Origin of the sequence: Stenotrophomonas sp. BIO128-Bstrain (assembly GCF_030128875.1) — a bacterium.
Lineage (GTDB): Bacteria > Pseudomonadota > Gammaproteobacteria > Xanthomonadales > Xanthomonadaceae > Stenotrophomonas > Stenotrophomonas bentonitica_A.
This window is the reverse complement of the sequence record NZ_CP124620.1, coordinates 168,918-194,810: the sequence shown is the minus strand read 5'-3', so window position 1 is coordinate 194,810 and position 25,893 is coordinate 168,918. Positions and strand designations below refer to the sequence as shown.

Below are 25,893 nucleotides of genomic sequence, written 5' to 3'. Positions count from 1 at the left end.
CCCTGCTACGGCTTGGGGCCCTGCCCTTCGTTGTCTTCCCAGTGCAGGATCCTGCGGGTGACGAAGCGGTAGACCGGCTTGCCGGTGCGGAACCAGAGGTCACGCACCCACGAGGTGCGCTTGAGCAGCCGCTTCTCCACCGGCGTCAGCGACGGCCGGCAGTACATGCGCTTGTGCTTGAGCAGGTGGCGCAGGTCCTCGCGGGCCAGCAGGCGCATCCAGCGTGAGCGCGGATTGCCGATCACCGCCAGCTGGAAATCGATCAGGGCCGGCGAGCCGTCTTCGCGCACCAGCCAGTTGGCTTCCTTGGCCAGGTCGTTGTGTGCGATGCCGTGGCGATGGACCTGCTGCAGCAGACGGCGCGCCGCACGGAAATAGGCAAGGTCGCCATGCGGCGGACGCTGGTACATCGCATCGCCGGCCATGAAGCTGCGGTCCAGCCAGCGCCCGTTCCAGCCCAGCAACCGCGGCGTGGCGGGCATCCCATCCAGATGCGCCAGCGCGCGCGCCTCGCGCCGGGCCAGCCACCATGCCGGCAGGCGCAGCCACCACGGGGTGGCCTCCAGATCACGGCGCACGAAGCGCTGGCCGTCCTGCTCCATCAGCAGGATGCGGCCGAAGCTGTCGGCTTTGAGGGCGGTCGGGGCGGGATCGGCAGGGCGTGTCATGGCGCCATTCTAGGCGGCTGATCGCGCTCATTCACTGCAGATGCCGCACATTGCCCGCCGCTGGCCGGCAGTCAGTCACTTTGCCCCCCCTATAATCCTCCGATGGACTCGTCATGGATCGATGCCACGCTTGCGTGGATCTCAGCTCACCCCGTGCTTGCCGGTGCGGTCATTTTCCTCATTGCCTTCTGCGATGCAGTCATCGTGCTGGGCGCGATCGTGCCCGCGTTGCCGCTGCTGTTCGCCGTGGGTGTGTTCATCGGCCTGGGCCAGATCTCCGGGCCGTACGCGGTGGCCTGCGCAGCGCTGGGCGCGTTTGCCGGCGACGGCATCAGCTACTGGGTAGGCCGGCGCTGGGGGGATCGCCTGCGCGGCTTCTGGCCCTTCAGCAAGTATCCGCAGCTGCTCGACCGCGGCGAGACGATGTTCCGCCGCAACGCGTTCAAGAGCATCCTGGTGGCGCGCTATGTCGGCGCGATCCGCCCGTTCGTGCCGGCCATCGCCGGCATGATGAAGATGCCGCTCTCGCGCTACTTCCAGGCCAGTGGCATCGCCAGCCTGTCCTGGGCGGTGCTGTTCCTGGCCCCCGGCTGGGTGCTCGGCGAGGCGTATGACGCGGTCGCCGCTGTTGCCGGCCGGCTGGTGATGGTGCTGGGCCTGCTCGGCGTGATCATGGGCCTGGTCTGGGCGATCGTGCTGTACGGCTACCGCTGGTCGGCCTCGCGCATGGACAGCTGGCTGGCCATGCTGTTGAACTGGTCGCAGCGCCATCCAACGCTGGGCCGTTACTCGGTGGCGGTGTTCGATCCCCAGCGGCGTGAATCGGTGCCGCTGGCGATGCTGGCGGTGATGCTGCTGCTGCTTGGCTGGGGCTGGTTCGCCCTGTTGATGGCGGTGGTCGCGCATGGCGAACCGCTGCGGGTCGATCTGGCCGTGCACCACGCCATGCTGGCCCTGCGCAATCCGCTGGCCGATTACCCCATGGCCGCGCTGGCCTCGCTGGGCGCCTGGCAGGTCCTGTTGCCGGCCACGGCCGCCGGCATGGGCTACCTGGTCTGGCGCCGGCGCTGGATGGCGGCCGGTCACTGGCTGGCCGCGCTGGCCTTCGGCCTGGCCCTGTGCAAGCTGCTCGGCGCAACCGTGGACGTGGTCCGGCCGCCGGATGCGAGCAGCGGCTTCGGCTTCCCGTCGGTCTCGGTAACGATGGCCACGATCACCTTCGGCTTCTTCGCCGTGCTGATCGCGCGCGAACTGCCCGGCCGCACCCGCGTGTGGCCCTACCTGCTGTCGGGCATCATCGTCAGCCTGATCGGCTTCGCCCGCATCTACCTCGGCGCCCATTGGCTGAGCGATGTGATCGGCGGCATGCTGTTCGGCCTGTTCTGGCTGCTGGTGCTCGGCATCGCGTACCGCCGCCGCTTCAACCGCTCGTTCTGGGTCAAGCCGGTGGCGTGGCTGTTCTACGGTACCTTCGCCGTGGCCGCGCTCTGGTACGCCCCGCGCAACATCCCGGTGAAACTGGCGCGCTTCGAACCGGCGCAGCCGAGCCCAGCGCCGCTGGATGCACAGGCCTGGTGGACGACCGAGTGGCAGCACCTGCCCTCGCGCCGCAATGAATTCGACGACGACCAGCGCTGGCCGCTGGATGTGCAGGTGGCCGGCCCGCTGGCACCGCTGCAGCGCCGCCTGGAAAGCCAGGGCTGGCGCGTTCAGCCGCAGGCCGGCTGGGAGCAGGCGCTGTTGATGCTCGACAAGTCCTCGGACAAGGACAAGGTGCCGGTCCTGCCAGCCACCCTGGACACGCAGGTCGAATCGCTGCTGATGCTGCGCGCCGGCAATGCCCCCAACGAGATGTTCGCGCTGCGCCTGTGGCCGGCACCGGCGCGGCTGTCAGCGCCGGTGGATGAGCCGTTGTGGCTCGGCAGTGCGCAGACCCTGCACTACCAGCAGCACTTCAATCTGATCGGGATGTGGCGCCCGATGCGTGGCATCGACCCCTCGCTCAATGCGGTGCGCCAGGCACTGGATGGCCTGCCACAGCAGGTCGACACCCATCCGGATACGCAGATGCCGGTGCTGCGCGTGCGCATGCCCGCGGCCGAATGAGGCAGCGCCGGGATCATCCCGGCCGTTCGTGCAGCGGGGCCTCGCCCCGCGTTACGGCATCCAGTCCAGCAACGCCTGCAGGCGCTGGTGCGGGTCATCGTGCTGCAGCAGCTGCAGGCGCTGCGCATCCTGCAGGGGCAGCAGCTCAGCCAGGCGCCAGCCGACCCAGCTGGCCTGCTCCATCTGCGCCGGGCTGACCGGAGCAAACGCGGCACCGGCCTGTTCGATGATGTGCTCAAGCACGGTCGCCATCAGCGCATGTTCGGGCTGCAGCTCATCGTCGCTGTCGGCCGCACACCAGGTCACCTCGGCAATGATCAGCCCGTTGTCGCGCACGCGCGTGCGATCGACATGGAAGCGACGCTGGCCACGCAGGCGCAGCACCAGCACGCCATCGGCGCCCACGTCGAAATCCTCGATCCGCGCCTCCACGCCGTAGGCGGCCGGCACCGCGGGGGCGCCGGTTTCCTCACCGTGCAGGATCATGCAGACACCGAACGCGGTACCGGCGCGGCTGCATTCGCGCAGCATGTCCAGGTAGCGCCGCTCGAACACGCGCAGGCCCAGCGCGGCGCCGGGCAGCAGCACGGTGTGCAGCGGGAACAGGGGCAGTGACGCGGTGTCGGTCATGGCCAGGCCCGCTCAGGACGGCTGCAGCTGTGCCAGGAAGCGCCGCGGCGCGCCGTCGAAGCCACCATTGGACATGAACACCACGTGGTCGCCGGGCATGGCGATCGCGTCCAGGCGGGCCAGCAGCGCATCGGTATCCGGCACGGCATACGCCTCGCCTCGCACGGCCGCGATCACGCCGGCCGCATCCCAGGCCAGCTCGGGGCGGTGCAGGAACACCACGGCATCGGCACCGTCCAGCGACGGGGCCAGCGCCTGCGCATGCGCGCCCAGCCGCATGGAATTGCTGCGCGGTTCCATCGCCACCACGATGCGGGCTTCACCAACCCTCGCACGCAGGCCCTCAAGGGTGGTGCGGATCGCGGTGGGGTGATGCGCGAAGTCATCGTAGACGGTGACATCGCGTGCCTGGCCGATCACTTCCAGGCGGCGCTTGACGCTGCGGAACGCGGCCAGCGCCGGCATCACCGTGGCCAGTTCGACACCTACCGCATGCGCGGCGGCCAGCGCAGCGAGCCCGTTGAGCACGTTGTGCCGGCCGAGCAGCGACCAGCGCACTTCACCGACGCGCGCGCCCCGATGGTGCACCACGAACACGCTGCCGTCGGCCTCCACCAGCTCGGCGTGCCATTCCAGCGCAGGATCGAAACCGAAGCGCTCCACCGGCGTCCAGCACCCCATCGCCAGCACCTCGGCGAGATAGGCATCTTCGCCGTTGACGATCAGGCGCCCGCGCGCGGGCACGGTGCGGATCAGGTGATGGAACTGGCGCTGGATCGCGGCCACGTCCGGGAAGATGTCGGCGTGGTCGTACTCGAGGTTGTTGAGGATCGCCACCAGCGGCCGGTAGTGCACGAACTTGCTGCGCTTGTCGAAGAACGCGGTGTCGTACTCGTCGGCCTCGACCACGAACTCGCGGCCGCTGCCGATGCGCGCGGAGACGCCGAAATCCTCCGCCACGCCGCCGATCAGAAAGCCCGGCTCACGCCCGGCGCTGTGCAGCAGCCAGGTCAGGATGGTGGTGGTGGTGGTCTTGCCGTGCGTGCCGGCCACAGCCAGGGTGTCGCGGCCCGGCAGCACCTGCTCGGACAGCCACTGGGCCCCGGAGATATAGCGCTGGCCTGCATCCAGCACGGCTTCCACGGCAGGGTTGCCGCGCGAGAGCGCATTGCCGATCACCACCTCGTCGCAGTCCGGTGCCACGCTGTCGGCGCGGTAGCCCGGATCCAGGGCGATGCCCAGGCGTTCGAGCTGGGTGGACATCGGCGGGTAGATCGCCTGGTCGCTGCCGCGGACCGCATGGCCCTTCTCGCGTGCCAGCGCGGCCACGCCGCCCATGAAAGTGCCTGCAATACCAAGAATGTGGATCGTGCTCATGCCTGCGATTGTCGCCGATCATCACCGTCGATGGACATCGCCGTCAGATAACTCCTAGTCGAGTATCAGAGAAGTCCATCACGGTGTCAGGGAAATCCCGATAGCGCCGTACTGTGAAGACGGACACAATTCCATGGGCCAGCCGCAGCACCCCATTGGTCCTACTCCCCAAGAGGCCATCCCCAGGGGGGCTCATGCTGCGGGGCTCTGAGCAAGCCCGCTCGCTGGCACCTTCAAACCACACGCCTGGTCCCTTCGGGGGCCGGGCGTGTGTGTTTCAGGCACTGGGCAGCGCACTGCCCGTGCGGTGCCGCCGTAGCGGCACCGACCGGATCAGGCCTGGATCGCGGCGCGGATGCGCGCTTCCACGTCGTTCAGTTCACCCACGCCATCAACGCGTGCGAGCGTGCCACGGCCGGCATAGAAATCCACCACGGGCGCGGTCTGGTCGTTGTAGACCTGCAGGCGCTGACGCACCGATTCGGGGTTGTCATCGGCACGGCCCTGCTCGGCGGCGCGGCCGGCGATGCGCTCGACCAGCAGTTCGGTCGGCACGTCCAGCTGCACGACCGCATCCAGCGGCTGGCCGATCTTGGCCAGCAGGCTGTCCAGCGCATTGGCCTGGGCCACGTTGCGCGGGTAACCATCCAGGATGAAGCCCTTGGCCACATCGTCCTGGCCCAGGCGCGACTCGAGCATGCCCAGCAGGATGTCATCGGACACCAGGTTGCCGGCATCCATCACGGCCTTGGCCTGCTTGCCCAGCTCGGTCCCCGCAGCCACTTCGGCACGCAGCAGGTCGCCGGTGGAAATGTGCGCAATCGAAAGATGTTCCTTCAGGCGCGTCGCCTGCGTCCCCTTGCCCGAACCGGGCGGTCCCAACAGAACCAATCGCATCAACCTGACTCCAACGTGGTAAGAAAATGGAAGGGCGCGCGCCCCGGGATTGTCCACAATCACGCTGCACCGCAATACGCGCACTTTACCCCATACCGGTAATGTCTCTGCAATGTCCTTCCCCCAGACCAAGGTCGCACCATGCCCAACGGTACCCTGCTCTACGCCCAGTCAGGCGGCGTCACCGCCGTCATCAATGCCACGGCCTCGGCGGTCATCAGCACGGCAAGGGCCAAAGGAATCAAGGTCTTGGCCGCACGCAACGGTATTCTCGGCGCGCTCCGCGAGGACCTGATCGACACCTCGAAGGAAACCGCTGCCGCGATCGCCGCCCTCGCCCATACCCCCGGCGGCGCGTTCGGCTCGTGCCGCTACAAGCTCAAATCGCTGGAGGCCGACCGCGGCAGGTACGAGCGGCTGCTCCAGGTGCTGCGCGCGCACGATGTGCGCTGGTTCCTCTACAACGGCGGCAACGATTCGGCCGATACCGCCTGGAAGGTCTCCCAGCTGGCCAAGGCCTTCGACTACGACCTGACCTGCGTCGGCGTGCCCAAGACCATCGACAACGATCTGGCCGTGACCGATACCTGCCCGGGCTTCGGCTCGGCGGCCAAGTACACGGCGGTCTCCGTGCGCGAAGCGGCGCTGGACGTGGCCGCGATGGCCGAGACCTCGACCAAGGTGTTCGTGTACGAAGCGATGGGCCGCCATGCCGGCTGGCTTGCGGCGGCCGCGGGCCTGGCCGGCCAGGGCGCCGATGACGCCCCGCACATCATCCTGCTGCCCGAGCGCGCCTACGACGAGGCCGCGTTCCTGGCCAAGGTGAAACAGGTGGTCGAGCGCGTGGGCTACTGCGTGGTGGTGGCCTCCGAGGGCATCCAGACGGCCGATGGCCGTTTCGTCGCCGATGCGGGCGGTGGCACCGATTCGTTCGGGCATACCCAGCTCGGCGGCGTGGCCTCGCAGCTGGCTGCCCGGGTCAAGGATGGACTGGGCTACAAGGTCCACTGGACCCTGCCCGACTACCTGCAGCGCTCGGCGCGCCATCTGGCCTCCAAAACGGACTGGGAGCAGGCACAGGCGGTGGGCAAGGCGGCGGTGCAGTTCGCGTTGAAGGGCCAGAACGCGGTGATGCCGGTGATCGTGCGCACCAGCGATAAACCCTATCGCTGGAAAATCGAGGCCGCCCCGCTGCACAAGGTGGCCAACCACGAGAAGAAGATGCCGGCCGGCTTCATCCGCCGCGATGGCTTCGGCATCACCGACAAGGCCCGCGCCTATCTCGCCCCGCTGATCAAGGGGGAAGCCCCGTTGCCCTACGGGCCTGATGGGCTGCCGAAGTACGTGACGCTGAAGAACGTGGCAGTGAAGAAGAAGCTGCCTGCCTTCGAAGCATGAGCAACCCGTCGGTGCCGGCCGCTGGCCAGCATCGTTGTGTTCCCAGGCGCTCAGGTAGTGCCGGCCGCTGGCCGGCGCCGCGGTGTCTCCGGCCCTGAGGTAGTGCCGGCCGCTGGCCGGCACCGCGGTGTCCCCGGCAGATTCCCGGGAGCCGGCCAGCGGCCGGCACTACCGGTGCGTGGTCAGGTCAGTTGCAGGCCTTGCCCTCGACCTTCATCTGCGCGGCGAACATCGGCACCTGCGCGATCTTGCCGGCGGCGGCCTGCTTCTTGGCGTCTTCCAGGTAGATGCGCGACTGGCCCTGGCCATCGAGTTCGGGCGTGGTGGTGACCGGCATGCGCCACACGCGCACCACCGCCTGCTGCGCCGGGCAGCCTGCATTCGGCACACGGATCACATCATTGAGTTTCCAGCCCTTGGCCTCGCTGGGCTGCGCCTTGTCGTAGTCGACGAAGCGGGCCCGCGGCCGGCACTGCTCGCTGGTACGCACCACGGCGAATTTGTACGGCTGGGCCGCTTCGCCGGTGAACACGCCTTCCAGCCGCGCGCAGGCTTCGGGAATCTGGCGGAGGGTGTGGGCCGCGCCCACCGCCTGCGGGGTGCCCGCGGCGCGCTTCAGTTCGGGGGTCTCGGCGGCGAAAGAGGACACGGCGGGCAACAGGGCCAGCCACAACAGATGACGGGAGGACATGGCAGGACTCCAACGGCGGGGGGATGGGCCGAGGCTGCCAGTGGGTGGCTGAACGGCGTGGCAAAGGCGGCCCGTCGTCCGGATCTGCGTGGTTGCCGGCCAGCGGCCGGCACTACCCATGCCACTGGTCGGCGCTACCCATGTCACTGACAGTTCGGCCTCACGCATGCGGTTTGTAATCCTTGCTGGCTTGCATCGAGGATTTGCCCGCATACTCGGGCCACCAGGGATTGCTGAACACCGCCACACGCTTGACGACCGGGCACGGTCTGAACGGGTTGGTTCATGGTTGCAGCCCGTTGTGCCCCCGCGTGGAGAAGTTCATCCGTTCACTGGATGTCATTCCATCACCCGGGAGGGGACATGCTGGAACGTTATGGGCTTTCTCTGGCGCTGTTCTGCGCCATCCTCGCGATTCTCTATGGCATCGTGTCGGCACGCTGGATCCTCCGGCAGCCGGCTGGCAATGCGCGCATGCAGGAAATCGCCGCCGCCATCCAGGAAGGCGCGCGCGCCTACCTCAACCGCCAATACCTGACCATCGCCATCGCCGGTGCCGTGCTGTTCGTGCTGGTCGGCATCTTCCTCAGTTGGTACACCGCGATCGGCTTCGCGATCGGCGCCGTGCTCTCCGGCGCGGCCGGCTACATCGGCATGAACGTTTCCGTCCGCGCCAACGTGCGCACCGCCGAGGCCGCCCGCAACGGCCTGAGCGCGGCCATGGACGTGGCCTTCCGCGGCGGTGCGATCACCGGCATGCTGGTGGTCGGGCTGGGCCTGCTGGGCGTGGCCGGGTACTACGCGCTGCTGTTGAAGCTCGGGCTGGATGTCGCGCAGACGCTGCACGCGCTGGTCGGGCTGGCGTTCGGTTCGTCGCTGATCTCGATCTTCGCGCGGCTGGGCGGCGGCATCTTCACCAAGGGCGCCGACGTCGGCGCGGACCTGGTCGGCAAGGTCGAAGCCGGCATTCCCGAGGACGACCCGCGCAACCCGGCGGTGATCGCCGACAACGTGGGTGACAACGTCGGCGACTGCGCCGGCATGGCGGCGGACCTGTTCGAAACCTACGCCGTCACCGTGATCGCCACGATGCTGCTCGGCAACCTGATGATCGCCGAGGCCGGTGCCAATGCGGTGCTGTATCCGCTGGTGCTGGGCGGTGTTTCGATCATCGCCTCGATCGTGGGCGCGCTGTTCGTCAAAGTAAAACCGGGCGGCTCGATCATGGGCGCGCTGTACAAGGGCGTGATCGTATCCGGGGTGCTGGCGGCGATCGCGTTCTACCCGATCACCACGCAGTTGATGCCGGACAACGCGCATGGCGCGCTGAACCTGTACTTCTGCGCGTTGATCGGGCTGGTGCTGACCGGGTTGATCGTGTGGATCACCGAGTACTACACCGGCACCCAGTACAAACCGGTGCAGCACGTGGCGCAGGCCTCCACCACCGGGCATGGCACCAACATCATCGCCGGCCTCGGTGTCTCGATGAAGTCCACCGCCCTGCCGGTAATCGCGGTGTGCGTGGCGATCTGGCTGGCACACCATTTCGGCGGCCTGTACGGCATCGCCATCGCCGCCACGGCGATGCTCTCGATGGCCGGGATGATCGTCGCACTCGATGCCTACGGGCCGATCACCGACAACGCCGGCGGTATTGCCGAGATGGCCGAACTGCCCCCGGAAATCCGCGACATCACCGACCCGCTGGATGCGGTCGGCAACACCACCAAGGCGGTGACCAAGGGCTACGCCATCGGCTCAGCGGCCCTGGCCGCGCTGGTGCTGTTCGCCGATTACACGCACAACCTGCAGGCCGCCAATCCCGGCGAGACCTTCGCCTTCGATCTGTCCAACCATGAAGTGATCATCGGCCTGCTGATCGGCGGCCTGATCCCCTACCTGTTCGGTGCGATGGCGATGGAAGCGGTGGGTCGCGCGGCGGGTGCGGTGGTGGAGGAAGTGCGCCGCCAGTTCCGCGAGATTCCCGGGATCATGGAAGGCACCGGCAAACCGCAGTACGACCGTGCGGTGGACATGCTCACCCGCTCGGCGATCCGCGAAATGATCATCCCCTCGCTGTTGCCGGTCGCCGTGCCGGTGGTGGTCGGCCTGCTGCTCGGGCCCCGTGCGCTCGGTGGCCTGCTGATCGGCACCATCGTCACCGGTCTGTTCGTGGCGATCTCGATGACCACCGGCGGCGGCGCCTGGGACAACGCCAAGAAGTACATCGAAGATGGCCATTTCGGCGGCAAGGGCAGCGAGGCGCACAAGGCCGCGGTGACCGGCGATACCGTCGGTGATCCGTACAAGGACACGGCCGGCCCGGCGATCAACCCGCTGATCAAGATCATCAACATCGTGGCGTTGCTGCTGGTGCCACTGCTCTGAGGCAGGACGGCGCGCTGGCCTCGTTGGCCGGCGCGCCCCAAGGGGTGTTCTCCTGCCGCGCCTCACCGCCGCCGGATGAAGAACGTCACCGGCACCATGACCTCCACCGGATCACCGGCCACCTCGGCGGGCGGCGGCGGCAGCGGGCTGCCGCGGCGCACCGTGGCCAGGGTTTCCTCATCCAGCAGCGGATGACCGCTGCTCTGGCCCAGCCGGATGTTGGAGGCGTTGCCCTGGCGGTCCACCGAGAAGCGCACATAGGCCACGCCCTGCTGGCGCAGGCGCTCGGCCTGGCGCGGATAGCGGCGGTACTGTTCCAGATGGCCGAGCAGCAGCCCCTGCCAGGTGACCGCCGCGTTGCCCTGGTGGCCGGCCACGGTCTGCGTGGCAGCGTAGCGTTCGGACGGGCGCGCGGAGACATCCGGCGGTGCCAGCGTCTGATCGACGTTGTGCTGGTCGGTCGGCTCCTCTTCGCGCGGCGTCTGGCGACGCAGCACGTCCTGCGCGTCCGGGGTGTCGGCCGGCGGCAGATCGATCTTCGGCACCGGCGTGGGCTCGGGCCGATGCTGTTCGTGCTGCAGCGGCCCGGGCGGCATCTCCTTCGGTGGCGCGGATGGCGCCTCAGGCACCGGCGCCAGTTCCACCATCACCGCTTCCACGGGCGTGTCGCTGGCCAGCACCGGCGCACGCTGCTGCCACCACAGCGCGCCGCCGATCAGCGCGCCATGCACGGCCAACACGAGGGCCAGGCTGCCCACCCAGCGCAGCGTCGCGGCAGGGTCGCGGCTCATTCGCGGCGCTGCTCCAGCCCGACCAGCGCGATCCTGCGATACCCCGCCGTGCGCAGGGCATTCATGGTCTGCATCAGATCGCCATAGGGCACCGCCTGGTCGGCGCGCAGGTAGATGCGCTGCTCGTGGTCACCGGCGGTCAGCCGCTCCAGCGCGGCTTTCAGGCCATCACGGCCCACCGGCACGTCGTTGATGCTCAGTGACAGATCGGCCTGCACCGAGAGGAACACCGGTTCGCCATCGCGTGGCTGCGGCTGCGCAGTGCTGGCCGGCAGGTCCACCGGCGTGTCCACGGTGGCCAGCGGCGCGGCGACCATGAAGATGATCAGCAGCACCAGCATGACGTCGATGAAGGGCGTGACATTGATCTCGTGGCTTTCTTCCAGCGCGTCGTCGTCGTGGCGGGCGGTCTTGATGGGCATGGCCGGTCCTCAGCGCGCGTCGTGCACGGCCGGCGCCTTGCCAAGCCGGTCCAGATCGCGCGAGACCAGTTGCTGCACGCCCGCGGACAGATCCCCCAGCAGGCCGCGGATACCGGCCAGCACGCGGGTGAAGTGGTTGTAGATCACCACGGCGGGAATCGCCGCGACCAGGCCCAGTGCGGTGGCAAGCAGCGCCTCGGCGATGCCCGGCGCGACGACGGCAAGATTGGTGGTATTGGCATGGGCGATGCCGATGAAACTGTTCATGATTCCCCATACCGTGCCGAACAGGCCGACGAACGGCGCGATCGCGCCGATGCTGGCGAGCAGGCCCACGCCGGTGCGCAGCTGGCGCGCATGCGCCAGTTCGATGCGTTCCAGGCGCGACGCGACGCGCTCCTTGATCCCGACCGGATCATGCGCGTCATGCGAGAGGCGCAGCTCGGTGCGGGCGGCATCGATCAACGCATGCGCGACCCCCTCGTCCAGCAACCGCTGCGTCTGCGGCGCCGGCAGGTGCGCGGCCTGCAGCAGCAGCGCACGGGCCGCGCGCAACGTCGTGCGCTGCCGCGCCAGCTCCCAGGTCTTGGCGACCAGCACGGTCCAGGTGGCGATCGAGGCGAGCGCCAGCCCGATCATCACGGCCTGCACCACGCCATCGGCGGCCTGGTACATGCCCCAGGGAGTCAGGTCATGCGGCAGCGCCGCCACGGTGGCAGGAAGAGCGATGGGCAGGGTCATGGGCGGAGTCGTCGGTCAGGGCATCGCGGCGCGTGACAGGGCCGGAGGCAGGCAAAGGGCGGAGGAGTATCGGGGGGCGAAGCAGTGGGAATCAGTGCGGGGCGGACAGCACGTTCAGCGCTCCGACGGGCGATCCGGCGTGGCCAATGGCCGCGGCGCTGGCCGTGACAGCACATAGGCCGCGCTGGCGGCGAAGAACAGGCCGACGCCGAGCAGCAGCGGCCAGGACGGATGCGCGCCCCAGCAGAACATGACGAAGCCGAACGCCATGCCGGCGCCGGCAAAGGCCTTGCCCTTGCGGCTGATCGCGCCCTGCTCGCGCCACAGGCGCAGCGGTGGGCCGTAACGAGGATGCTCGAGCAGCCGACGCTCGAACTTCGGCGAGCTGCGCGCGAAGCATCCGACGGCCAGGATCAGGAAGATGGTGGTCGGCATCACCGGCAGCAGGGCGCCGATGACGCCCAGCGCCACCATGATCCAGCCCAGGCCGAACCAGAGCCAGCGCATCACGGGTGGCCGTGGCGGTCCGGCACGGCGGAGCTGTGCCGAGCGGTGCTCATGCGAATTCTTCCTCGACATGACCGTGCACGCTGCGGAAAGCGGCATCGGCGGCATCGATCACCTGTTGCTCCTGCGCCCGGGTGAGCGCGACGCCGTCGAGCGCGGCGGTGAACGCGCGCCAATGGCGGGCCGCGCCATCGGGATGTGCGGCCAGGTGGCGCGCGCCGAAGTCACTATCCAGGCCGAGCCTGGCGGCCATCTTGTACAACACGGTGCCCCCCAGGTTGGAGCCTTCGGCCACATACAGCCAGCCGAGCGCGGCCGGCAGCGGCAGGTCGCCATCCAGGCCGGTGGATGCCGGCAGTGGCAGGGTCTGTTCCAGATCCGCCAGGTCGCGGGCGATCAGCGGCAGCCGGCGGCGCTCGTCCAGGTCAGGCAGCAGCGCGTCCAGCGCGGGGTTGCCATACAGCGCGTCGATGTCGCGGTGAAAGCGGAACTGCACGCGCACGAATTTCGCGAACAGGTCGCGGCTGGCGAAGATGTCGCCGGCCATGATGCGCTTGTCCAGCGCGCCGTGGCTGTCACGGGTGGCGGCCTTGAGGCGTTGGCTGCGGGTGGCTTGGGGAGTATCGATGACGATCATGGCACTGCTTGGATGGGGAAGTGGGGCGCGGTTCTCTGTTGAAGACGTCTGTCACGGCTGCAACCCCAAGCCCATTGTCGCGTGGGGAGCGTTGCGTCCGTCACATGCCACCGTCACGGCCTTGCCCCGATAATACGGGCCACGCCCTGCCACTGGAATGACACGATGATCACCACCGAACCGCGCATGACCAATCTGTTCCTGCAGCTCGGGCTGGAGGCCAGCGAGGAGGCGATCGCCGCCTTCATCCGCGACCACCAGCTCTCCAACGATATCCGCCTGATCGAAGCGCCGTACTGGAACGATGGGCAGCGCCAGTTCCTGACCGAGCAGCTGCGCTCGGATGCGGAGTGGGCGATCGTGGTCGATGAGCTCAGCGAAGCCCTGCACGCCGATGCGACCGCGCAGGCCAACGCCGGCTGAGCGATCACGGGCATCTGATGCCGGCCGGCCCAGGATGGCCAGGCTGGATGCACGACAGGGGCCGGCCATGCCGGCCCCTGTCGTGTCCGGGCATCAGTAGCGGTAGGTCAGCGCCAGCCGCACCGTCCGGCCCGGTGCGGGCATCACGCCCAGCGCCAGCGGATCGAGATAGTAGCGGTCGGTCAGGTTGTCCACGTTGAGGTCGACCGCGAACTGCTCGCTGGCCTGCCAGCTGGCGAACAGATCCACGATGGTCGCCGAGCGGTACAGCTGCTGGATCGCCGACAGGCCCACGTTCCATTCCTTGTCCAGCGTGCTGATCGGGCCGGCGTTGTGGATCACCCGGGTGCCGAAGCTCAGGCGCTGGTCGAACAGGCGCGAGCCCAGGGTCAGGTTGACGTTGTAGCGCGGCGGGTTCTGGGTGTTGCTGTAGGACCCTTCGAAGCCACCATCCACGCAGTCCGGCGTGTTCTTCAGTTCCTCTATCTTCCGCTGGATGCCGTAGGCACGACGCTCGGCGGCGATGTCCGGCGCGCAGGTCTTGGCCTGAATGTAGTAGTGCGCGGACAGATCGGCGAACACCATGCCGCTGTCATAGCTGGACTGGAACTCCACGCCGGAGACCTTGAAGCGGTCCACGTTGCGGATCAGCCCGGCCGACAGGGTGCGGTAGTCGCGGGTGATCAGATCAGCGATGCGCGTGTTGAAGTAGGCCAGCTTGAAGCCGGCCTGGTCGCCCTCGGTGAACAGGCTGTGGCGCACCGTGCTCGCACCGACCTCCCAGGTCCCTGCCCGCTCCGGCTTGAGCTCACCGGTCGGCTTGGCCGCGGTGAACAGGCCCAGGGTCGTCTCGAACAGGCTCGGCAGCTTCACGCCCTCGGCGTACTTCACGTACACCATCGTGTCTTCGTCGAAACGGTAGGCGACGCTGGCACTGGGCATGAAGGCGCTGTCGCGCCGACGGATCGGTTGCGACCAGGTCCAGCTGACCGGCACGCTCAGATCCTCCGCATCATCGGCGTCGTAGAAGTTCCAGCCGGTGATGTCGGCCACCGTGCCCTTCTCATACGGTGATGCCAGCAGCGAGGCCTCGGTGAACTGGCCGTTGGCATCCGGATACCAGTTGAGCATGGCGATGCGCTTGGCGCGCCATGCCGGCAGATTGGGGTTGCCGTCCAGCAGCTGGGTGTAGCGGTACTGACCGATCACCCCGTACGTTTCCGGCGTGGCCAGGCGATTGCGGTCGTGCACGTTGACGCGATTGTAGCGGCCACCGAGCACCACTTCCCAATGCTCGTCCGGCTGCCATTTGACCGAGGCCACCGCGCTGTATTCCTTGCGCTCGGCGTTGCGCAGGAAGCGGTTGTTGACCAGGTCGTCGTGCATGACCGGCGAGTGCGGGCCCGGGCCGACGTCCTCGTCGCTGAAGGACAGGCCGTAGTCCAGCGTGAACAACCCGGCGCGACCGTCAAGATGCGTGGTGTTGCCCACATCGAAACCAAGCCGGGTCTGGGTCAGCTCATTGCGGTAGGCATCCTTGTAGCCCGGATCGGTGTTGAACGAGGGGCCGTCGTACCACTCGGTGCGGCGATCGAAGTACCACGGGGTGATGCCGGTCAGGCCGTTGTACATCAGGCTGTCGGCATCGGTGTACCAGAGGTTGGCCTTCAGATCGATCCGCTCGTTGTCCGGGTTGAAGCGGTAGCGCAGGTTGTAGGCATCCATGTCGACATGGCCCGGGTCCCACTGCGGCACGCGGTCGCGGTCCACGCGGATGATCTGCGAGGCCATGATCTCGCCGGCGGTGCCTTCATAACGGCGGTAGCCCGCTTCCAGCGTCTGGTCATCGTCGATGCGCCAGGTGCCCTTGAGCAGGAAGGACTCCGAGCGCGAGGAGGTGTTGAACACCTCGGTATCCGGCGGATTCAACGGCGCCAGCGTGCGCCGGGTCTGTGGAAAGTCGTCGTAGCCGTGCTTGCCGGAGAAATAGTTGCCGTTCTCGCGCCATGCGTAGGCGGCGACCAGGTCGAAGCGATCCCAATGCTTGGCGGTGGCGATGTTGAAGAACTGGCTGCCCAGGGCGCTGCGGTCGGTGCGCGGTGCGGCGTCGTAGGCGGGCACGTTGTTGGCGCTGGCATTGGCCATGCCGGTGCGCACGCGCAGCCCGGCGTCGCGGCCCTCACGCAGCACGTCCTCGATCTTCAGGGTGTCCATCTCGACCACGCCACCGATGCCGCCGGAGGCGTTGACGCCCAGGCTCGGCCCCTTGGTGATGGTGATGTTGGAGATCAGGTCCGGATCCAGATAGGTGCGCTGCGACTGGCCTGCGTAACCCCGGTAGGTATCCATGGTCGACTGCCCGCCGTCGATGATCACCGGAATGCGGCTCTGGCCCTGGATGCCGCGGATGTTCACGTCCAGCGCGTTGGCGGTGCGCGGATCGCCGGCGGTCACACCGGCCACGCCCTTGACGATGTCCGAGGTGGAGGTGCCGCGAAAGCGCTCGATGGTGGTGCGGTCGATGTAGGCGCTGGAACCGGCGGTGCGGTACACGTCCAGCGCGCGCTCGGCGTCGCTGCCGCCCTCGATGCGATCACCTGCCACGCTGAGCGCATCGGTGACGATCAGGCCGTCGTCGTTGGCGGCCACCCGTGCGCGCTCCAGCGTTACCGCTTCCGGCCCGACCTGGCGCATGTTCAACCCACTGCCCTGCAGCAGGCGCAGCAAGGCCGACGGTGCATCCATCTGCCCGGCCACCGCCGTGGAGGTCAGCCCTTCGGCCAGTGCTGCCGGATAGGCGACCTGGACACCGGATTGCCGCATGTAGGTGCGCAGCGCGTCGGCCAGCGGCTGGGCGGGAATGTCGAAACGCAGCGTGGCCGCAGCGGAGGCCGGGCTGGACTGGGCCAGGGCCGGCAGTGCCGGCGCGGTGGCCAGGCCGGCGCTGAGCAGGGCGATGCAGAGACGTGACGGGCGCAGGCGATGCCCCGCGCGGGTGGAAGTACGCATGAAAAAACCTGTCGAAAGATCAGTGCCGCAGAGGCGGGTCATCCGCACGCAGGTGCGGATGCAGCGGACGTACGTGGCGGCGGCGGGTACGTTATGCCGGGTAAGACGAACGAACAGGTCGCTGCCCCAAGACCAATGCGCCGCCCCCGACTGGACGCACGCCACGCCGCCTCCGCAGCAGGCCGCCGCGCTACGGGTGGGTGGCCGGTGCCACGATCGCCACGCCCATCGGCAGGCGGGTCACGCTCAACCCGGCGCTGACCGCCAGGGCATCCAGGGCCTGCTCCGGTCGGTCGATGCGGAAGGCCGCATTGATCGCGGGCAGACTGGCCAGATCCCCGCGCACGAAGGTGGGCCCGGACCGATAGCGCGCGATGCGCCGCACCGCCTCTTCCACCCCGGTTGCGTCGAGCAGCAGTTCGCCCTCACGCCAGGCCGCGATCGTGTCCAGCGCGACGTCTTCCTGCCGCGTGACCCGCCCGCCCGGTGCGAAGCGCGCACGCTGGCCCGCGTCCAGATAGGTCCAGCCACCCCGATCGGCCGCCGCGACCCGGACCCGGCCCTGCGCCACGACGGTGTCCACGTGGTCGCCTTCGCGTGCGACCGCGAACGCCGTGGAAATGTCCTCGATCACCCCGCCCTGCGCATCCACCTGGAATGGGCGCGCCGCGTCGGGTGTCACCTGGAACCACGCTTGGCCGCGCAGCAGCGCGATGCGCCGCACCTGCCCGTCGTAGCGGATGGCGATGGCGCTGTCGGCATCAAGCACGGCGCGGCTGCCATCGGGAAGCACCACGGAGTGGATGGCCGTGCCGCTGCGGTGATCGGCTTGCAGCCGCAACCAGGCTTCCGGCGCCACCCAGGCCAACGCCACCAAGGCGGCCGTGGCCGCGCCAACGGCGGGCCAGCGCAGGCGGCGCGGCGGCCGGCTGGCCACCACCGCCGGGGCCGGTTGCGGCCCGAGGCTGCGCCACAGCTGGCGTTCGTATTCGAAGGTGCGCCGGTTGTCCGGCTCGGCCAACCACTGCTCGAAGGCCTGCATCTGCCCGGGCTCGACCGCACCGGAGGCCAGCCAGGCAATCCAGGCGCGGGCCTGGACGGCAGCAGGGTCGGACGGTGGCAAGGGTCGGGACATCGGAGGCTGTTCGTGCGGGCTCATGGCTGGCAGTGGGTGCGCAGGCGCGCGCGGACGAAGAAGAGGCCGGAAGGGTCGGCATTATGATCAAGACGGATGGGAAACGGGCTTCCCCAAGCCCGGATGCGCGCCGCTCAGCGCCCGCTGCGCGCCCAAGCCAGGCGCTGCAAGGCGCTGCGCACGTGGTTTTCGACGGTCGTCACCGACACGCCCTGGCGCTTGGCGACCTCGACCTGGGTCATGCCCTGCAGGCGGTTGAGGCGGAAGATCGTGCGGGTCGGCTCGGGAAGATGTTCGGCCGCCGCCAGCACGCGCTGCAGTTCGTCCTGCGCCATCGCCTGCTCTTCGGTGGAGAGCACCTCGTCCGGCCCCCACAGGTAATGCTCGGCCAACAGGCGCGTGCGTCGCGTGCGCTCACGGCCGTGGTCGGTGGCCAGATTCGCCGCCAGCCGATACAGGTACGCCCGGGGGTTGCTGATCGGCTGGCCGCCGTCGACACCCCGGGCCTTGAACCAGATTGACTGGATCACATCCTCCGCGCCGCCATCACTGCCCAGAATGCGCTGCACCAGGCGCAGCAGCGCCGGGCGTTCGCGTATCAACAGCTCGGTGAGAGTGGTGGCGTTGGAGGACATGGGCCAGTGCACAAAGCGGGACCGCAGGGAGACGGCAACCCGTAAGGCGCGGCATGTTACTCCGCAAATGAGAATGAGTCACGTTTGGCCAAGCCTCATGCCGGTCACAGGCATCCGGTCAGCCCTTCGTAGAGACTGGTCGTGGTGCCGGGCAGCCGCACGTGCAGTGGATCGTCCTGTTCCAAGGCCTGGAGCAGTATCGGCAGGGGCGTCCTGGCGGCCAGCGGGACGGGGCAGGCCCAGCTGCGCGCATCGACGATGATCCGCCCGCTCGATCCATCCACCTGCGCGGTGCTGCCGGTGAACGTCCATACGCACTCCTCCACACCGCCATCGGCGGCGTTGACCGAACAGCGGAAACGCAGTGACTGCAGGTTGTGATACTCCCCTTCGCAGAAGGTATCGCCGCAGACCTCATCGAAGCCGCGGACCAGTCGCGTTTCCAGCGCGAGGAAGCGCTCCCGGCCGGCGGCCGGGGTCGGATAGCTGCGCGCATCGATGAAGGTCTCCGCAGTGGTGCCCCCTGCCGGGAAGCTGGCGGCTGCAAGTACAAGCGCGACGCTCGCGAGGAAGCGGTTCATGGGTGTCTCCTGTGGGACGCGGCAAGCGAACCGCCTTCGCCGAGGCAGCCCAGAAGCGCGTCATGGACCGACCGTCCGGTACCCGGCAGCGGCAGGATCAACGCGTCACGACGTCCCAGGGCGGCATGCAGGGCCTCCACAGGCGTATGCGGGGCCAGTGGCACGGCGCACGCCCAGGTACGGTTGTCTGGCATGACCTTGCCGGTGGCGGCGTCCACCTCCAGGTTGCCGGCCGCAATGACCAGCGCGCATTCCGTCACGGTGCCCGTGGCCGCGTGCACCGAACAGCGGAACTGCAGCAGGACATGGTTGGCATAGACACCCTGGCAATAGGTGACGCCGCACAGGTCATGAAACTCCCGCATCAAGTGGCCCTCGAGGGCGTAGAAACGGTCCCAGTTCGCCTCCTTGTAGGGAAAGTCGACCAGGTCCACGTACGGTCTGGACGAGGCATGGGCCTCGGCGGCCGGGGCCACCAGGCAGAGTGCCGCCGCCATCGAAAGGCCGGCCATCGGGGTCATCTTGGGCATCGCCAGGCTCGGAGTGGGTTCCATGCCATGATCGCCAGCGGCGCCGGGCTCGGCCATCAGGCCTCAACCCAGCGCCGCGTCGGGATGGAAGGGGCCACCGTGTGGCGATTCTTCCCTGCCGGGCGGACCGATTCGGCGCCCCGGCGGCCGGGCCGCTGCACGTTGGCCGGCAAAGGCATAAAATGGCGGACTTTGCGCCCTACCCCCTCTCAGCTGGAGCACACCCATGGGTCTGGAACTCGTTTCGCCGGGCAAGAACCCGCCGGAAGAAATCAACGTCATCATCGAGATCCCGAAGGATTCCGAGCCGGTGAAGTACGAAGTGGACAAGGAAACCGGCGCGATCTTCGTCGACCGCATCCTCTCCACCCCGATGCGCTACCCCTGCAACTACGGCTACGTGCCGAGCACCCTGTGCGGCGACGGCGATCCGGCCGACGTGCTGGTGGTGCTGCCGCTGCCGCTGGTCCCGGGCTCGGTGGTGCGTTGCCGTCCGGTCGGCGTGCTCAAGATGAGCGATGAGGCCGGCAGCGACGAAAAGATCCTGGCCGTGCCGATCTCCAAGGTCTTCAGTGGCTATGCCCACGTGGAAGACATCGAGCAGGTGTCCAGCCACTGGCTGGAGCGCATCGGCCACTTCTTCGAGCATTACAAGGACCTGGAAAAGGGCAAGTGGGTCAAGCTCGATGGCTGGGGCGGCGCCGCCGAAGCCAAGAAGATCCTGGTCGAAGCGCACCAGCGCTACCTCGGCAACATCGCCTGAGACTGACCGGCATCGCTCCGGCACCGCCTGCCGGAGCGATGTGCATCACGTTTTTCCAATGCGGCACATCACTATTCGTGCCGGATTGGGTACATTGCGTCTCTTCACACCGTCCACGGTGCGTTTCACCGTGGTCAGCCAGGGGACCGTGTCGTGCGCATTCTGCTTGTTGGGGACGAAGCCAGCCTGTCGGCTGAGCTGTTGGAATTCATTGCCGATCTTGGGGAAGAGTGGCAACCGCTGACCGCCGCCGATGGCCAGAGCGCCATGGGCATCGTTGCCGGCTCGCCGGTGGATACGGTGATCGTGTGCCCGCAGTTGCCCGATCTCAACGCCACCACGCTGCTCGGCCAGATCCGCACGCTGCGCCCTGAGACCATCCGCATCGCACTGGTGGATGCCGAGCACGGCAACCGCCCGCCGCCGGCGCGCCTGATCGGTGTCGCCCACCGCTTCCTGCCGATGCCGCTGGCCCCGGAAGTGCTGCTCGAAGCGCTGACCAGCCTGGAAGAGCTGCGCGAACTGCTCGACAGCGCGCGCCTGCGCAGTGCCATCGGCCGGATCGAGAAGCTGCCCTCGCCACCGCACCTGTATCTGTCCCTCACCCAGGCGCTGGAACACGACGACGACACCAATACCGCCGACGTGGCCAAGCTGGTCGCGGCCGACCCGGCCATCGCGGCGAAGGTGCTGCAGTTGTCCAACTCGGCGTTCTTCAACAGCGGCCGGATCATTTCCGACCTGCGCACCGCCGTGACCCGACTGGGACTGTCGACCCTGCGCGACCTGGTGCTGGCCAGCGAAGTGTTCTCGGCCCAACCGCTGTCCGGTGCCGAGCGCAACTCGCTGCAGCAGCGCGCACTGCTGGCCTCGCGCCTGGCCGCCAAACTGCTGCCCGATTCCAGCGCCGAACTGGGCGCCACCGCGGCCCTGCTGGCCGACATCGGCCTGCTGCTGCCGGGCGTGCGCAACGAGCGCACGCCCGAAGACGCGGCCGACAATCGCCCCGGCCATGCCGAGGCGGGCGCCTACCTGCTGGGGCTGTGGGGCCTGCCGATGCCGATCATCGAAGCCGTGGCGTTCCACCTGCAGCCGCATCGCTCCACCACCCGCAGCTTCTGGGTGACCGGTGCGGTCCACGTGGCCCTGGCGCTGATCAACGGCGACCCGGTCGACGAGGAGTATCTGCAGCGGGCCGGCGTGCTCAACAAGCTCCCGCAGTGGCGCGATCACGCCAACGCACTGATGGGGCTGGTGGCCAGCGACGCCTGAGTGTGGGGCGGAGCATGCTTGAAGGATGGCGCGCCCCGTGGCGCGCCATCGTCGTTTCAGCGCTGCGGACAGGCGTCCAGCACGCACAAGCGCCACAGGCGCTCGCACATGGCGGCCGAGCCACCGTCGGCGAGGCATTCGATGCGGACGTCTTCGCAGTAGCGCCCTCCCCCGCAGATGATCAGGCCGGGCGACGCACTGGCCGCGGTTGCCAGGGAGGCAAGCAGAACAGCGGAAATCTTCTGAGCGAGCGTCATTTTCATATCGATCTCTCAATCGTCCACGATTGGACCGATTGACGGTATCAACTGCATTTCCGCTCGAATTGTGAGGCGGATCACCGTTCGCTGAAACTCAGACTTTCCCTACCCCACAACGCAAAGAGGGCGGACCTTGCGGCCCGCCCTCCTTTTTTTACGCCATTGCTTCGATGGATCAGAAGCGCTGGGTGTACTTCAGGTAGTAGAACCGACCGATGTCGAAGCCGCCGTAGTAGGAGAAGCTCGAGTTCGGCTGGCTGTACATCACCGGGCCTTCGTGGTTGAACACGTTGTTCGCGCCAGCCGAGATGGTGGCATCCCACGGGGTGTTGTAACGCACCTGCAGGTCATGGAACGTGTTCGAGCCGGTGTTGCGCACCGGGATCGCCAGCGTGTAGGCCGAGGAGTAGCTCGGGTTGTTGCACTCCGGACCGCCTTCGCGATCGTAGGCGCACTCTTCCTTCAGACCGGAGTAGTAACGCATGCCCCAGTTGACGCCGAAGTTGCCCAGGCTCCAATCGATGTTCAGGTTGGAACGGACGCGGAAGTTGCCGCCCCAGTCGCCCGTGCCCCAGCCGGTGTGCTGCTCGACGGCGGTTTCAGCTTCGTTGTCGCGCTTGTACTCGAGGTAGTCCACATAGGTGGTCTTCCAGTCGATGACGATGTTGCCGAAGGACAGTTCCGGCAGACGGTAACGGATACCCAGGTCGTAACCTGCGGTTTCCTGGTAGCCGCCGTTGATCAGCGTACGGGTCACGTCGACGACCTGGCCCGAATCGGTGTCACGGGTGACACGGTCACAGGCGTTGGCGTTGTTCAGCACGTAGCACTGGTTGAGGATCGAGGTGACCGACTCCGCCGCGATGACGTTGTCGATGCGGATCTTCCACCAGTCCAGGCTGACGTCCAGGCCCTGCACGAAGTTCGGGCTGTACACCAGGCCGACGGTCCAGGTCTTGGAGGTTTCCGGCAGCAGGCCGTCATTGGAACCGGACAGGTACGGATAGTTCGACTGTGCGCCCGGGCCGGTGGCATCGATGCCACCCGACGCTTCCTGACGGAAGTTGGCCGGCACGGCGCCGCCGCAACGGGCAGCGACGTCGGGGTTGCGCACGGCAGCACCGAAGAAGGTGTCGCACGGGTCGGTGTACTTGTCGAAGCTCTGCGAGGTGCCACCGTACAGGTTGGCCACGGTCGGCGCACGGAAGCCGGTGGCATAGGTGCCACGGACCAGCAGGTCGTCGATCGGCTTCCACTTCAGGCCGAACTTGGAGTTCACCGTGTCGCCGAAGGTGTTGTAGTCCGAGTAACGGCCGGCCATGTCGACCGACAGTTCCTTGGCGAACGGCAGATCGGCGAGGATCGGCACGTTCAGTTCCAGGTAGAACTCGTCCAGCTTGTAGCCACCGGCGGTCGGCGCACCGGCCAGGTCGGTGCTCAGGCCCGACTGCAGCAGTGCATCCGGGTTGTACTCGGCGTCTTCTTCGCGGTGCTCGTAGCCGGTCGCGAAGGACAGGTCACCGGCCGGCAGGGTCACGATGGCGCCGCTCAGGTTGGCGCTGTAGACCTTGCTGGTGGTCAGCGAGGTATCGTGGGTCGGCAGGAACAGGTACTTCTGCAGGTCCGGGTTGGACAGCGAACCGTCGGCGGTGGAGCCGTACGGCAGCAGCGGGTTCCACGGGGTGCAGCCGGCGATCGGAGCAGCAGCGGTACCGCACTGGGCGATACCGTTGGCATCCAGGTACGACGGGCCCACGGCATTCTTCACGTTCGGAATGAACAGGTTGCCGGTGCCGGTCTTGACGCCCTTGTTGCGGTTGTAGACGTAGCCCACATCCCAGTCGAAGTACTTGTCGGCGAACTCGAACGAGCCTTCCAGACCACCGCTGAAGCGGAAGGTGTTGAGCTCGGACTTGGTCTGGCGCGGCACTTCCCACGTACGACGCATGAAATCAACGTCGGTATCGAGCGGGTTGAAGACGCTGTTGGCGTCCATCTGGGTGTCGTAGGCGGCCGAACGGTACGGGTAGCCGGCGATCTGCTGCAGCGCTTCGCGTTCGGTGTACAGGACGCTGGCGGTACCGCGGATGTTGTCGGTGAAGTCGAACTGACCGTTGGAGAAGACCGAACGACGCTTGATGCCGGTCGACAGGTACATCTGCTGCGACGGGTTGGACAGATCGGCGTTGCCCAGCTCGTGGTAGTCGCCGAAGTTGTTCGACGCGCCGCCCGGGTTCAGGACGTAGTTGCCATCATCGGTAACCAGCACGCCCTTTTCGGTGATCGCGCTCCAGCCGTTGGTGTCGTCGTCGGTCGGAACCGGATGACGATAGCCGTTGGCAGAGGCGCTGTAGCGACGGTTCTTGGCCAGAACCGGCTCTTCTTCGCTGTACTCGGCGCCAAGGGTGATCGAACCGCGATCGCCGGTCTGGCCGTAGACGAAGTTGTAGGTGGTCTTGTCGCCGTCGCCCTGGCCGTACTGGCCCTTGTAGACGCTGGCTTCCAGGCCGTCGAAATTCTTGCGGGTGATGATGTTCACCACGCCGGCGATCGCGTCGGAACCGTAGATCGCCGAGGCGCCGTCGGTCAGCACTTCGATGCGCTCCACGACCGAGGTCGGGATCGAGGCCAGGTCGGTGTAGCCGCCGGAGCTGACGCCCATGCGCTTGCCGTCGAGCAGCACCAGGGTGCGCTCCGGGCCGAGGTTGCGCAGGTCGACGTACTGGCCGCCGACTTCTTCGCCCGAGGACAGCGCATCGGCGCGGCTGATCGCCGGCGAGCCGGTGGCCGACAGGTTCTGCACGATGTCGGCGACGCTGGTGAAGCCCTGCTTCTCGATGTCGGCGCGCTGCAGCGCGATCACCGGCTGCGCGGTTTCAGTGCTGGCCTGACGGATACGCGAACCGGTGACCTGGATGCGGTCCAGGTCGGTCGTGCCGCTTGCTTCCTGAGCCGAAGCAAAGGCCGGCGTCAGGGCAAGCGCAATGCCGGCGGGCAGAAGGCCCAGCCGCACTGCGGGAGTACGAAAATTCATTTATCTCTCCGAGGTACGTTAGTAGCGTGTTAAAAACGCCTCGGAAAGTTACGATTGCGTTGCAGTGAATTATTTGCGGGAGACAACCGAAGACTTTGCCGAATCTGGCGAGAGATTCGCACCGGCCTCACGATAGCGTGACGCAGACAACCCGAAGCGGGCCCGAAACGCCCGTGCGAAGCTGCAGCAGTTGTCAAATCCGCTGGCGGCCGCCACTTCGCCCACCATCATGTCCGTATCGCGCAGCAGATCGGCGGCCCGCTCCAGGCGCAGGCGCGCGGACAGCGATTGCGGACTCTCGGCATACAGGCTCTGGAACGTCTTGGACAGGTACCAGCTGGAGAAGTTGGTCAGCTCGGCCAGCTCCCCGATGCGCACCACCCGGTGGCTGTTGCCCTCCAGATACAGGCGCGCGCGCTGCATGCGTCCAAACACCTGGCGCTTGCGGCTGCGGGAGCGGCCCGGGCAACGCTGCACTCCGGTCGCCATGCCCTGCTGCAGGGCCGCCAGGTGCAACAGCACCGGGCGCAGCGCCTGGGTCGGGTGGCCGCTGGCCAGCACATCACGCCACAGGCGCAGGGCGACACGGGCATCGCTGCGGCTCATGCTGCCGCGGCCGGCGTAGAGGCTGCAGTCGGTAAGCTCACCCAGCGCGCGCAGTGCGTCCGGGGCCAGGCTCAGGCCGATGCACAGGCCATCGCGACCGGCCTGGACCATCGGGCGGGATTCCTTTTCGAAGGCGATCCACTCACGCTGGCGCAGCCGGAAGCGCCCCTCTTTGGATTCCACCCATGCGCTGCCGCGCAGCTGGATCCAGACCGTGAAGGTCGTGCCAGGGCTCTGCAGGCTGCCCAGGCGGGCCACGCCAAGGCAGGTTGGCAAGGGACCGTCGTCGACGACCTTGTCCAGAGAGAGCGCTTGACCGCGATCGGCCAGGGAGAGCTGACGCATGACGACACCGTGAGTTTGCCTTTGCTGGCCTGCAGTGTTGCCAA

24 protein-coding genes are annotated in these 25,893 nt (G+C 67.5%); 6 read left to right on the top strand and 18 right to left on the bottom strand.

Annotated elements, in window-relative coordinates; genetic code table 11:
* Nucleotides 1–5: 5 nt before the first annotated feature.
* On the bottom strand, nt 6–668 hold the full coding sequence (locus POS15_RS00800) for a serine/threonine protein kinase (protein ID WP_019183840.1): 663 nt from the start codon (nt 666–668) through the stop codon (nt 6–8).
* Between the two features lie 102 nt (nt 669–770).
* On the opposite strand from POS15_RS00800, the gene POS15_RS00795 reads away from it, so the two are divergent.
* A complete protein-coding gene (locus POS15_RS00795) occupies nt 771–2,774 on the top strand; it encodes a bifunctional DedA family/phosphatase PAP2 family protein (RefSeq protein ID WP_070473560.1) in 2,004 nt (667 codons plus the stop codon).
* A 51-nt stretch (nt 2,775–2,825) separates the two neighbouring features.
* Here POS15_RS00795 and POS15_RS00790 read toward each other — a convergent pair whose 3' ends face one another.
* The 3 genes from POS15_RS00790 to POS15_RS00780 all read right to left on the bottom strand — a co-directional run bounded on the left by POS15_RS00790 (nt 2,826) and on the right by POS15_RS00780 (nt 5,678).
* Nucleotides 2,826–3,404, bottom strand: a complete 579-nt coding sequence (locus POS15_RS00790) for an LON peptidase substrate-binding domain-containing protein (protein ID WP_019183838.1) — start codon at nt 3,402–3,404, stop codon at nt 2,826–2,828.
* 12 nt (nt 3,405–3,416) lie between these two features.
* Nucleotides 3,417–4,781, bottom strand: coding sequence for a UDP-N-acetylmuramate:L-alanyl-gamma-D-glutamyl-meso-diaminopimelate ligase (gene mpl / locus POS15_RS00785; RefSeq protein ID WP_284128808.1), 1,365 nt, complete (start codon nt 4,779–4,781; stop codon nt 3,417–3,419).
* A 333-nt stretch (nt 4,782–5,114) separates the two neighbouring features.
* A complete protein-coding gene (locus POS15_RS00780; protein WP_019183836.1) occupies nt 5,115–5,678 on the bottom strand; it encodes an adenylate kinase in 564 nt (187 codons plus the stop codon).
* A gap of 141 nt (nt 5,679–5,819) precedes the next feature.
* On the opposite strand from POS15_RS00780, the gene POS15_RS00775 reads away from it, so the two are divergent.
* The gene (locus tag POS15_RS00775; RefSeq protein ID WP_284128807.1) at nt 5,820–7,076 is read left to right on the top strand and encodes a 6-phosphofructokinase; all 1,257 of its coding nucleotides are present in this window, start codon (nt 5,820–5,822) and stop codon (nt 7,074–7,076) included.
* 187 nt (nt 7,077–7,263) lie between these two features.
* On the opposite strand, the gene POS15_RS00770 is transcribed toward POS15_RS00775, so the two are convergent.
* A complete protein-coding gene (locus POS15_RS00770; RefSeq protein WP_284128806.1) occupies nt 7,264–7,767 on the bottom strand; it encodes a hypothetical protein in 504 nt (167 codons plus the stop codon).
* A gap of 363 nt (nt 7,768–8,130) precedes the next feature.
* On the opposite strand from POS15_RS00770, the gene POS15_RS00765 reads away from it, so the two are divergent.
* Nucleotides 8,131–10,158 carry a sodium-translocating pyrophosphatase gene (locus POS15_RS00765; RefSeq protein WP_284128805.1) on the top strand — a complete coding sequence of 676 codons (2,028 nt, stop codon included), beginning with the start codon at nt 8,131–8,133 and terminating at the stop codon, nt 10,156–10,158.
* Nucleotides 10,159–10,220: 62 nt separating this feature from the next.
* Here the strand turns inward: POS15_RS00765 and POS15_RS00760 are convergent, their stop codons facing one another.
* The 5 genes from POS15_RS00760 to POS15_RS00740 form a co-directional block, all read right to left on the bottom strand.
* Nucleotides 10,221–10,949 (bottom strand): energy transducer TonB, encoded by a 729-nt coding sequence (locus POS15_RS00760; RefSeq protein ID WP_284128804.1) that lies wholly within the window; start codon nt 10,947–10,949, stop codon nt 10,221–10,223.
* On the bottom strand, nt 10,946–11,371 hold the full coding sequence (gene exbD / locus POS15_RS00755) for a TonB system transport protein ExbD (RefSeq protein ID WP_019183831.1): 426 nt from the start codon (nt 11,369–11,371) through the stop codon (nt 10,946–10,948). Before exbD ends, POS15_RS00760 begins: the two co-directional genes overlap by 4 nt.
* 9 nt (nt 11,372–11,380) lie before the next feature.
* Complete coding sequence (gene exbB, locus POS15_RS00750) at nt 11,381–12,112, bottom strand: tonB-system energizer ExbB (RefSeq protein ID WP_284128803.1); 732 nt, start codon at nt 12,110–12,112, stop codon at nt 11,381–11,383.
* Between the two features lie 114 nt (nt 12,113–12,226).
* Nucleotides 12,227–12,619 (bottom strand): YbaN family protein, encoded by a 393-nt coding sequence (locus tag POS15_RS00745; protein WP_019183829.1) that lies wholly within the window; start codon nt 12,617–12,619, stop codon nt 12,227–12,229.
* Between the two features lie 49 nt (nt 12,620–12,668).
* Complete coding sequence (locus POS15_RS00740) at nt 12,669–13,256, bottom strand: biliverdin-producing heme oxygenase (protein ID WP_019183828.1); 588 nt, start codon at nt 13,254–13,256, stop codon at nt 12,669–12,671.
* A gap of 165 nt (nt 13,257–13,421) precedes the next feature.
* Between POS15_RS00740 and POS15_RS00735 the strand changes: the two genes are divergently transcribed.
* Nucleotides 13,422–13,679 carry a DUF2789 domain-containing protein gene (locus POS15_RS00735; protein WP_019183827.1) on the top strand — a complete coding sequence of 86 codons (258 nt, stop codon included), beginning with the start codon at nt 13,422–13,424 and terminating at the stop codon, nt 13,677–13,679.
* A gap of 93 nt (nt 13,680–13,772) precedes the next feature.
* On the opposite strand, the gene POS15_RS00730 is transcribed toward POS15_RS00735, so the two are convergent.
* From POS15_RS00730 to POS15_RS00710, 5 genes are all read right to left on the bottom strand, one after another.
* On the bottom strand, nt 13,773–16,688 hold the full coding sequence (locus POS15_RS00730) for a TonB-dependent receptor (RefSeq protein ID WP_284128802.1): 2,916 nt from the start codon (nt 16,686–16,688) through the stop codon (nt 13,773–13,775).
* Between the two features lie 190 nt (nt 16,689–16,878).
* Nucleotides 16,879–17,823 (bottom strand): FecR domain-containing protein, encoded by a 945-nt coding sequence (locus POS15_RS00725; RefSeq protein ID WP_284128801.1) that lies wholly within the window; start codon nt 17,821–17,823, stop codon nt 16,879–16,881.
* Nucleotides 17,824–17,957: 134 nt separating this feature from the next.
* Nucleotides 17,958–18,458 carry a sigma-70 family RNA polymerase sigma factor gene (locus tag POS15_RS00720; protein WP_046274129.1) on the bottom strand — a complete coding sequence of 167 codons (501 nt, stop codon included), beginning with the start codon at nt 18,456–18,458 and terminating at the stop codon, nt 17,958–17,960.
* A 104-nt stretch (nt 18,459–18,562) separates the two neighbouring features.
* Nucleotides 18,563–19,039 (bottom strand): hypothetical protein, encoded by a 477-nt coding sequence (locus POS15_RS00715; RefSeq protein WP_284128800.1) that lies wholly within the window; start codon nt 19,037–19,039, stop codon nt 18,563–18,565.
* Nucleotides 19,036–19,626: a hypothetical protein gene (locus POS15_RS00710; protein WP_284128799.1), complete on the bottom strand. Its 591-nt coding sequence runs from the start codon at nt 19,624–19,626 to the stop codon at nt 19,036–19,038. Before POS15_RS00710 ends, POS15_RS00715 begins: the two co-directional genes overlap by 4 nt.
* A 169-nt stretch (nt 19,627–19,795) precedes the next feature.
* On the opposite strand from POS15_RS00710, the gene ppa reads away from it, so the two are divergent.
* Together ppa and POS15_RS00700 are read left to right on the top strand one after the other, a co-directional pair.
* Entirely contained in the window at nt 19,796–20,332 is a 537-nt protein-coding gene (gene ppa, locus POS15_RS00705) for an inorganic diphosphatase (RefSeq protein ID WP_019183821.1), read from the top strand.
* A 153-nt stretch (nt 20,333–20,485) separates the two neighbouring features.
* Nucleotides 20,486–21,604: an HDOD domain-containing protein gene (locus POS15_RS00700; RefSeq protein WP_284128798.1), complete on the top strand. Its 1,119-nt coding sequence runs from the start codon at nt 20,486–20,488 to the stop codon at nt 21,602–21,604.
* Nucleotides 21,605–21,660: 56 nt separating this feature from the next.
* On the opposite strand, the gene POS15_RS00695 is transcribed toward POS15_RS00700, so the two are convergent.
* The 3 genes from POS15_RS00695 to POS15_RS00685 form a co-directional block, all read right to left on the bottom strand.
* Nucleotides 21,661–21,867 (bottom strand): hypothetical protein, encoded by a 207-nt coding sequence (locus tag POS15_RS00695; RefSeq protein ID WP_019183819.1) that lies wholly within the window; start codon nt 21,865–21,867, stop codon nt 21,661–21,663.
* 172 nt (nt 21,868–22,039) lie between these two features.
* The gene (locus POS15_RS00690) at nt 22,040–24,898 is read right to left on the bottom strand and encodes a TonB-dependent receptor (protein WP_284128797.1); all 2,859 of its coding nucleotides are present in this window, start codon (nt 24,896–24,898) and stop codon (nt 22,040–22,042) included.
* 69 nt (nt 24,899–24,967) lie between these two features.
* Nucleotides 24,968–25,849 carry a helix-turn-helix transcriptional regulator gene (locus POS15_RS00685; protein ID WP_019183817.1) on the bottom strand — a complete coding sequence of 294 codons (882 nt, stop codon included), beginning with the start codon at nt 25,847–25,849 and terminating at the stop codon, nt 24,968–24,970.
* Nucleotides 25,850–25,893 lie beyond the last annotated feature (44 nt).

What these genes read in the sequence shown, in the direction of transcription:
- POS15_RS00800 (WP_019183840.1), bottom strand. Translation starts at nt 668, where the DNA reads ATGACACGCCCTGCCGATCCCGCCCCGACCGCCCTCAAAGCCGACAGC.
- POS15_RS00795 (WP_070473560.1), top strand. Translation starts at nt 771, where the DNA reads ATGGACTCGTCATGGATCGATGCCACGCTTGCGTGGATCTCAGCTCAC.
- POS15_RS00790 (WP_019183838.1), bottom strand. Translation starts at nt 3,404, where the DNA reads ATGACCGACACCGCGTCACTGCCCCTGTTCCCGCTGCACACCGTGCTG.
- mpl (WP_284128808.1), bottom strand. Translation starts at nt 4,781, where the DNA reads ATGAGCACGATCCACATTCTTGGTATTGCAGGCACTTTCATGGGCGGC.
- POS15_RS00780 (WP_019183836.1), bottom strand. Translation starts at nt 5,678, where the DNA reads ATGCGATTGGTTCTGTTGGGACCGCCCGGTTCGGGCAAGGGGACGCAG.
- POS15_RS00775 (WP_284128807.1), top strand. Translation starts at nt 5,820, where the DNA reads ATGCCCAACGGTACCCTGCTCTACGCCCAGTCAGGCGGCGTCACCGCC.
- POS15_RS00770 (WP_284128806.1), bottom strand. Translation starts at nt 7,767, where the DNA reads ATGTCCTCCCGTCATCTGTTGTGGCTGGCCCTGTTGCCCGCCGTGTCC.
- POS15_RS00765 (WP_284128805.1), top strand. Translation starts at nt 8,131, where the DNA reads ATGCTGGAACGTTATGGGCTTTCTCTGGCGCTGTTCTGCGCCATCCTC.
- POS15_RS00760 (WP_284128804.1), bottom strand. Translation starts at nt 10,949, where the DNA reads ATGAGCCGCGACCCTGCCGCGACGCTGCGCTGGGTGGGCAGCCTGGCC.
- exbD (WP_019183831.1), bottom strand. Translation starts at nt 11,371, where the DNA reads ATGCCCATCAAGACCGCCCGCCACGACGACGACGCGCTGGAAGAAAGC.
- exbB (WP_284128803.1), bottom strand. Translation starts at nt 12,112, where the DNA reads ATGACCCTGCCCATCGCTCTTCCTGCCACCGTGGCGGCGCTGCCGCAT.
- POS15_RS00745 (WP_019183829.1), bottom strand. Translation starts at nt 12,619, where the DNA reads ATGCGCTGGCTCTGGTTCGGCCTGGGCTGGATCATGGTGGCGCTGGGC.
- POS15_RS00740 (WP_019183828.1), bottom strand. Translation starts at nt 13,256, where the DNA reads ATGATCGTCATCGATACTCCCCAAGCCACCCGCAGCCAACGCCTCAAG.
- POS15_RS00735 (WP_019183827.1), top strand. Translation starts at nt 13,422, where the DNA reads ATGATCACCACCGAACCGCGCATGACCAATCTGTTCCTGCAGCTCGGG.
- POS15_RS00730 (WP_284128802.1), bottom strand. Translation starts at nt 16,688, where the DNA reads ATGCGTACTTCCACCCGCGCGGGGCATCGCCTGCGCCCGTCACGTCTC.
- POS15_RS00725 (WP_284128801.1), bottom strand. Translation starts at nt 17,823, where the DNA reads ATGTCCCGACCCTTGCCACCGTCCGACCCTGCTGCCGTCCAGGCCCGC.
- POS15_RS00720 (WP_046274129.1), bottom strand. Translation starts at nt 18,458, where the DNA reads ATGTCCTCCAACGCCACCACTCTCACCGAGCTGTTGATACGCGAACGC.
- POS15_RS00715 (WP_284128800.1), bottom strand. Translation starts at nt 19,039, where the DNA reads ATGAACCGCTTCCTCGCGAGCGTCGCGCTTGTACTTGCAGCCGCCAGC.
- POS15_RS00710 (WP_284128799.1), bottom strand. Translation starts at nt 19,626, where the DNA reads ATGGCCGAGCCCGGCGCCGCTGGCGATCATGGCATGGAACCCACTCCG.
- ppa (WP_019183821.1), top strand. Translation starts at nt 19,796, where the DNA reads ATGGGTCTGGAACTCGTTTCGCCGGGCAAGAACCCGCCGGAAGAAATC.
- POS15_RS00695 (WP_019183819.1), bottom strand. Translation starts at nt 21,867, where the DNA reads ATGAAAATGACGCTCGCTCAGAAGATTTCCGCTGTTCTGCTTGCCTCC.
- POS15_RS00690 (WP_284128797.1), bottom strand. Translation starts at nt 24,898, where the DNA reads ATGAATTTTCGTACTCCCGCAGTGCGGCTGGGCCTTCTGCCCGCCGGC.
- POS15_RS00685 (WP_019183817.1), bottom strand. Translation starts at nt 25,849, where the DNA reads ATGCGTCAGCTCTCCCTGGCCGATCGCGGTCAAGCGCTCTCTCTGGAC.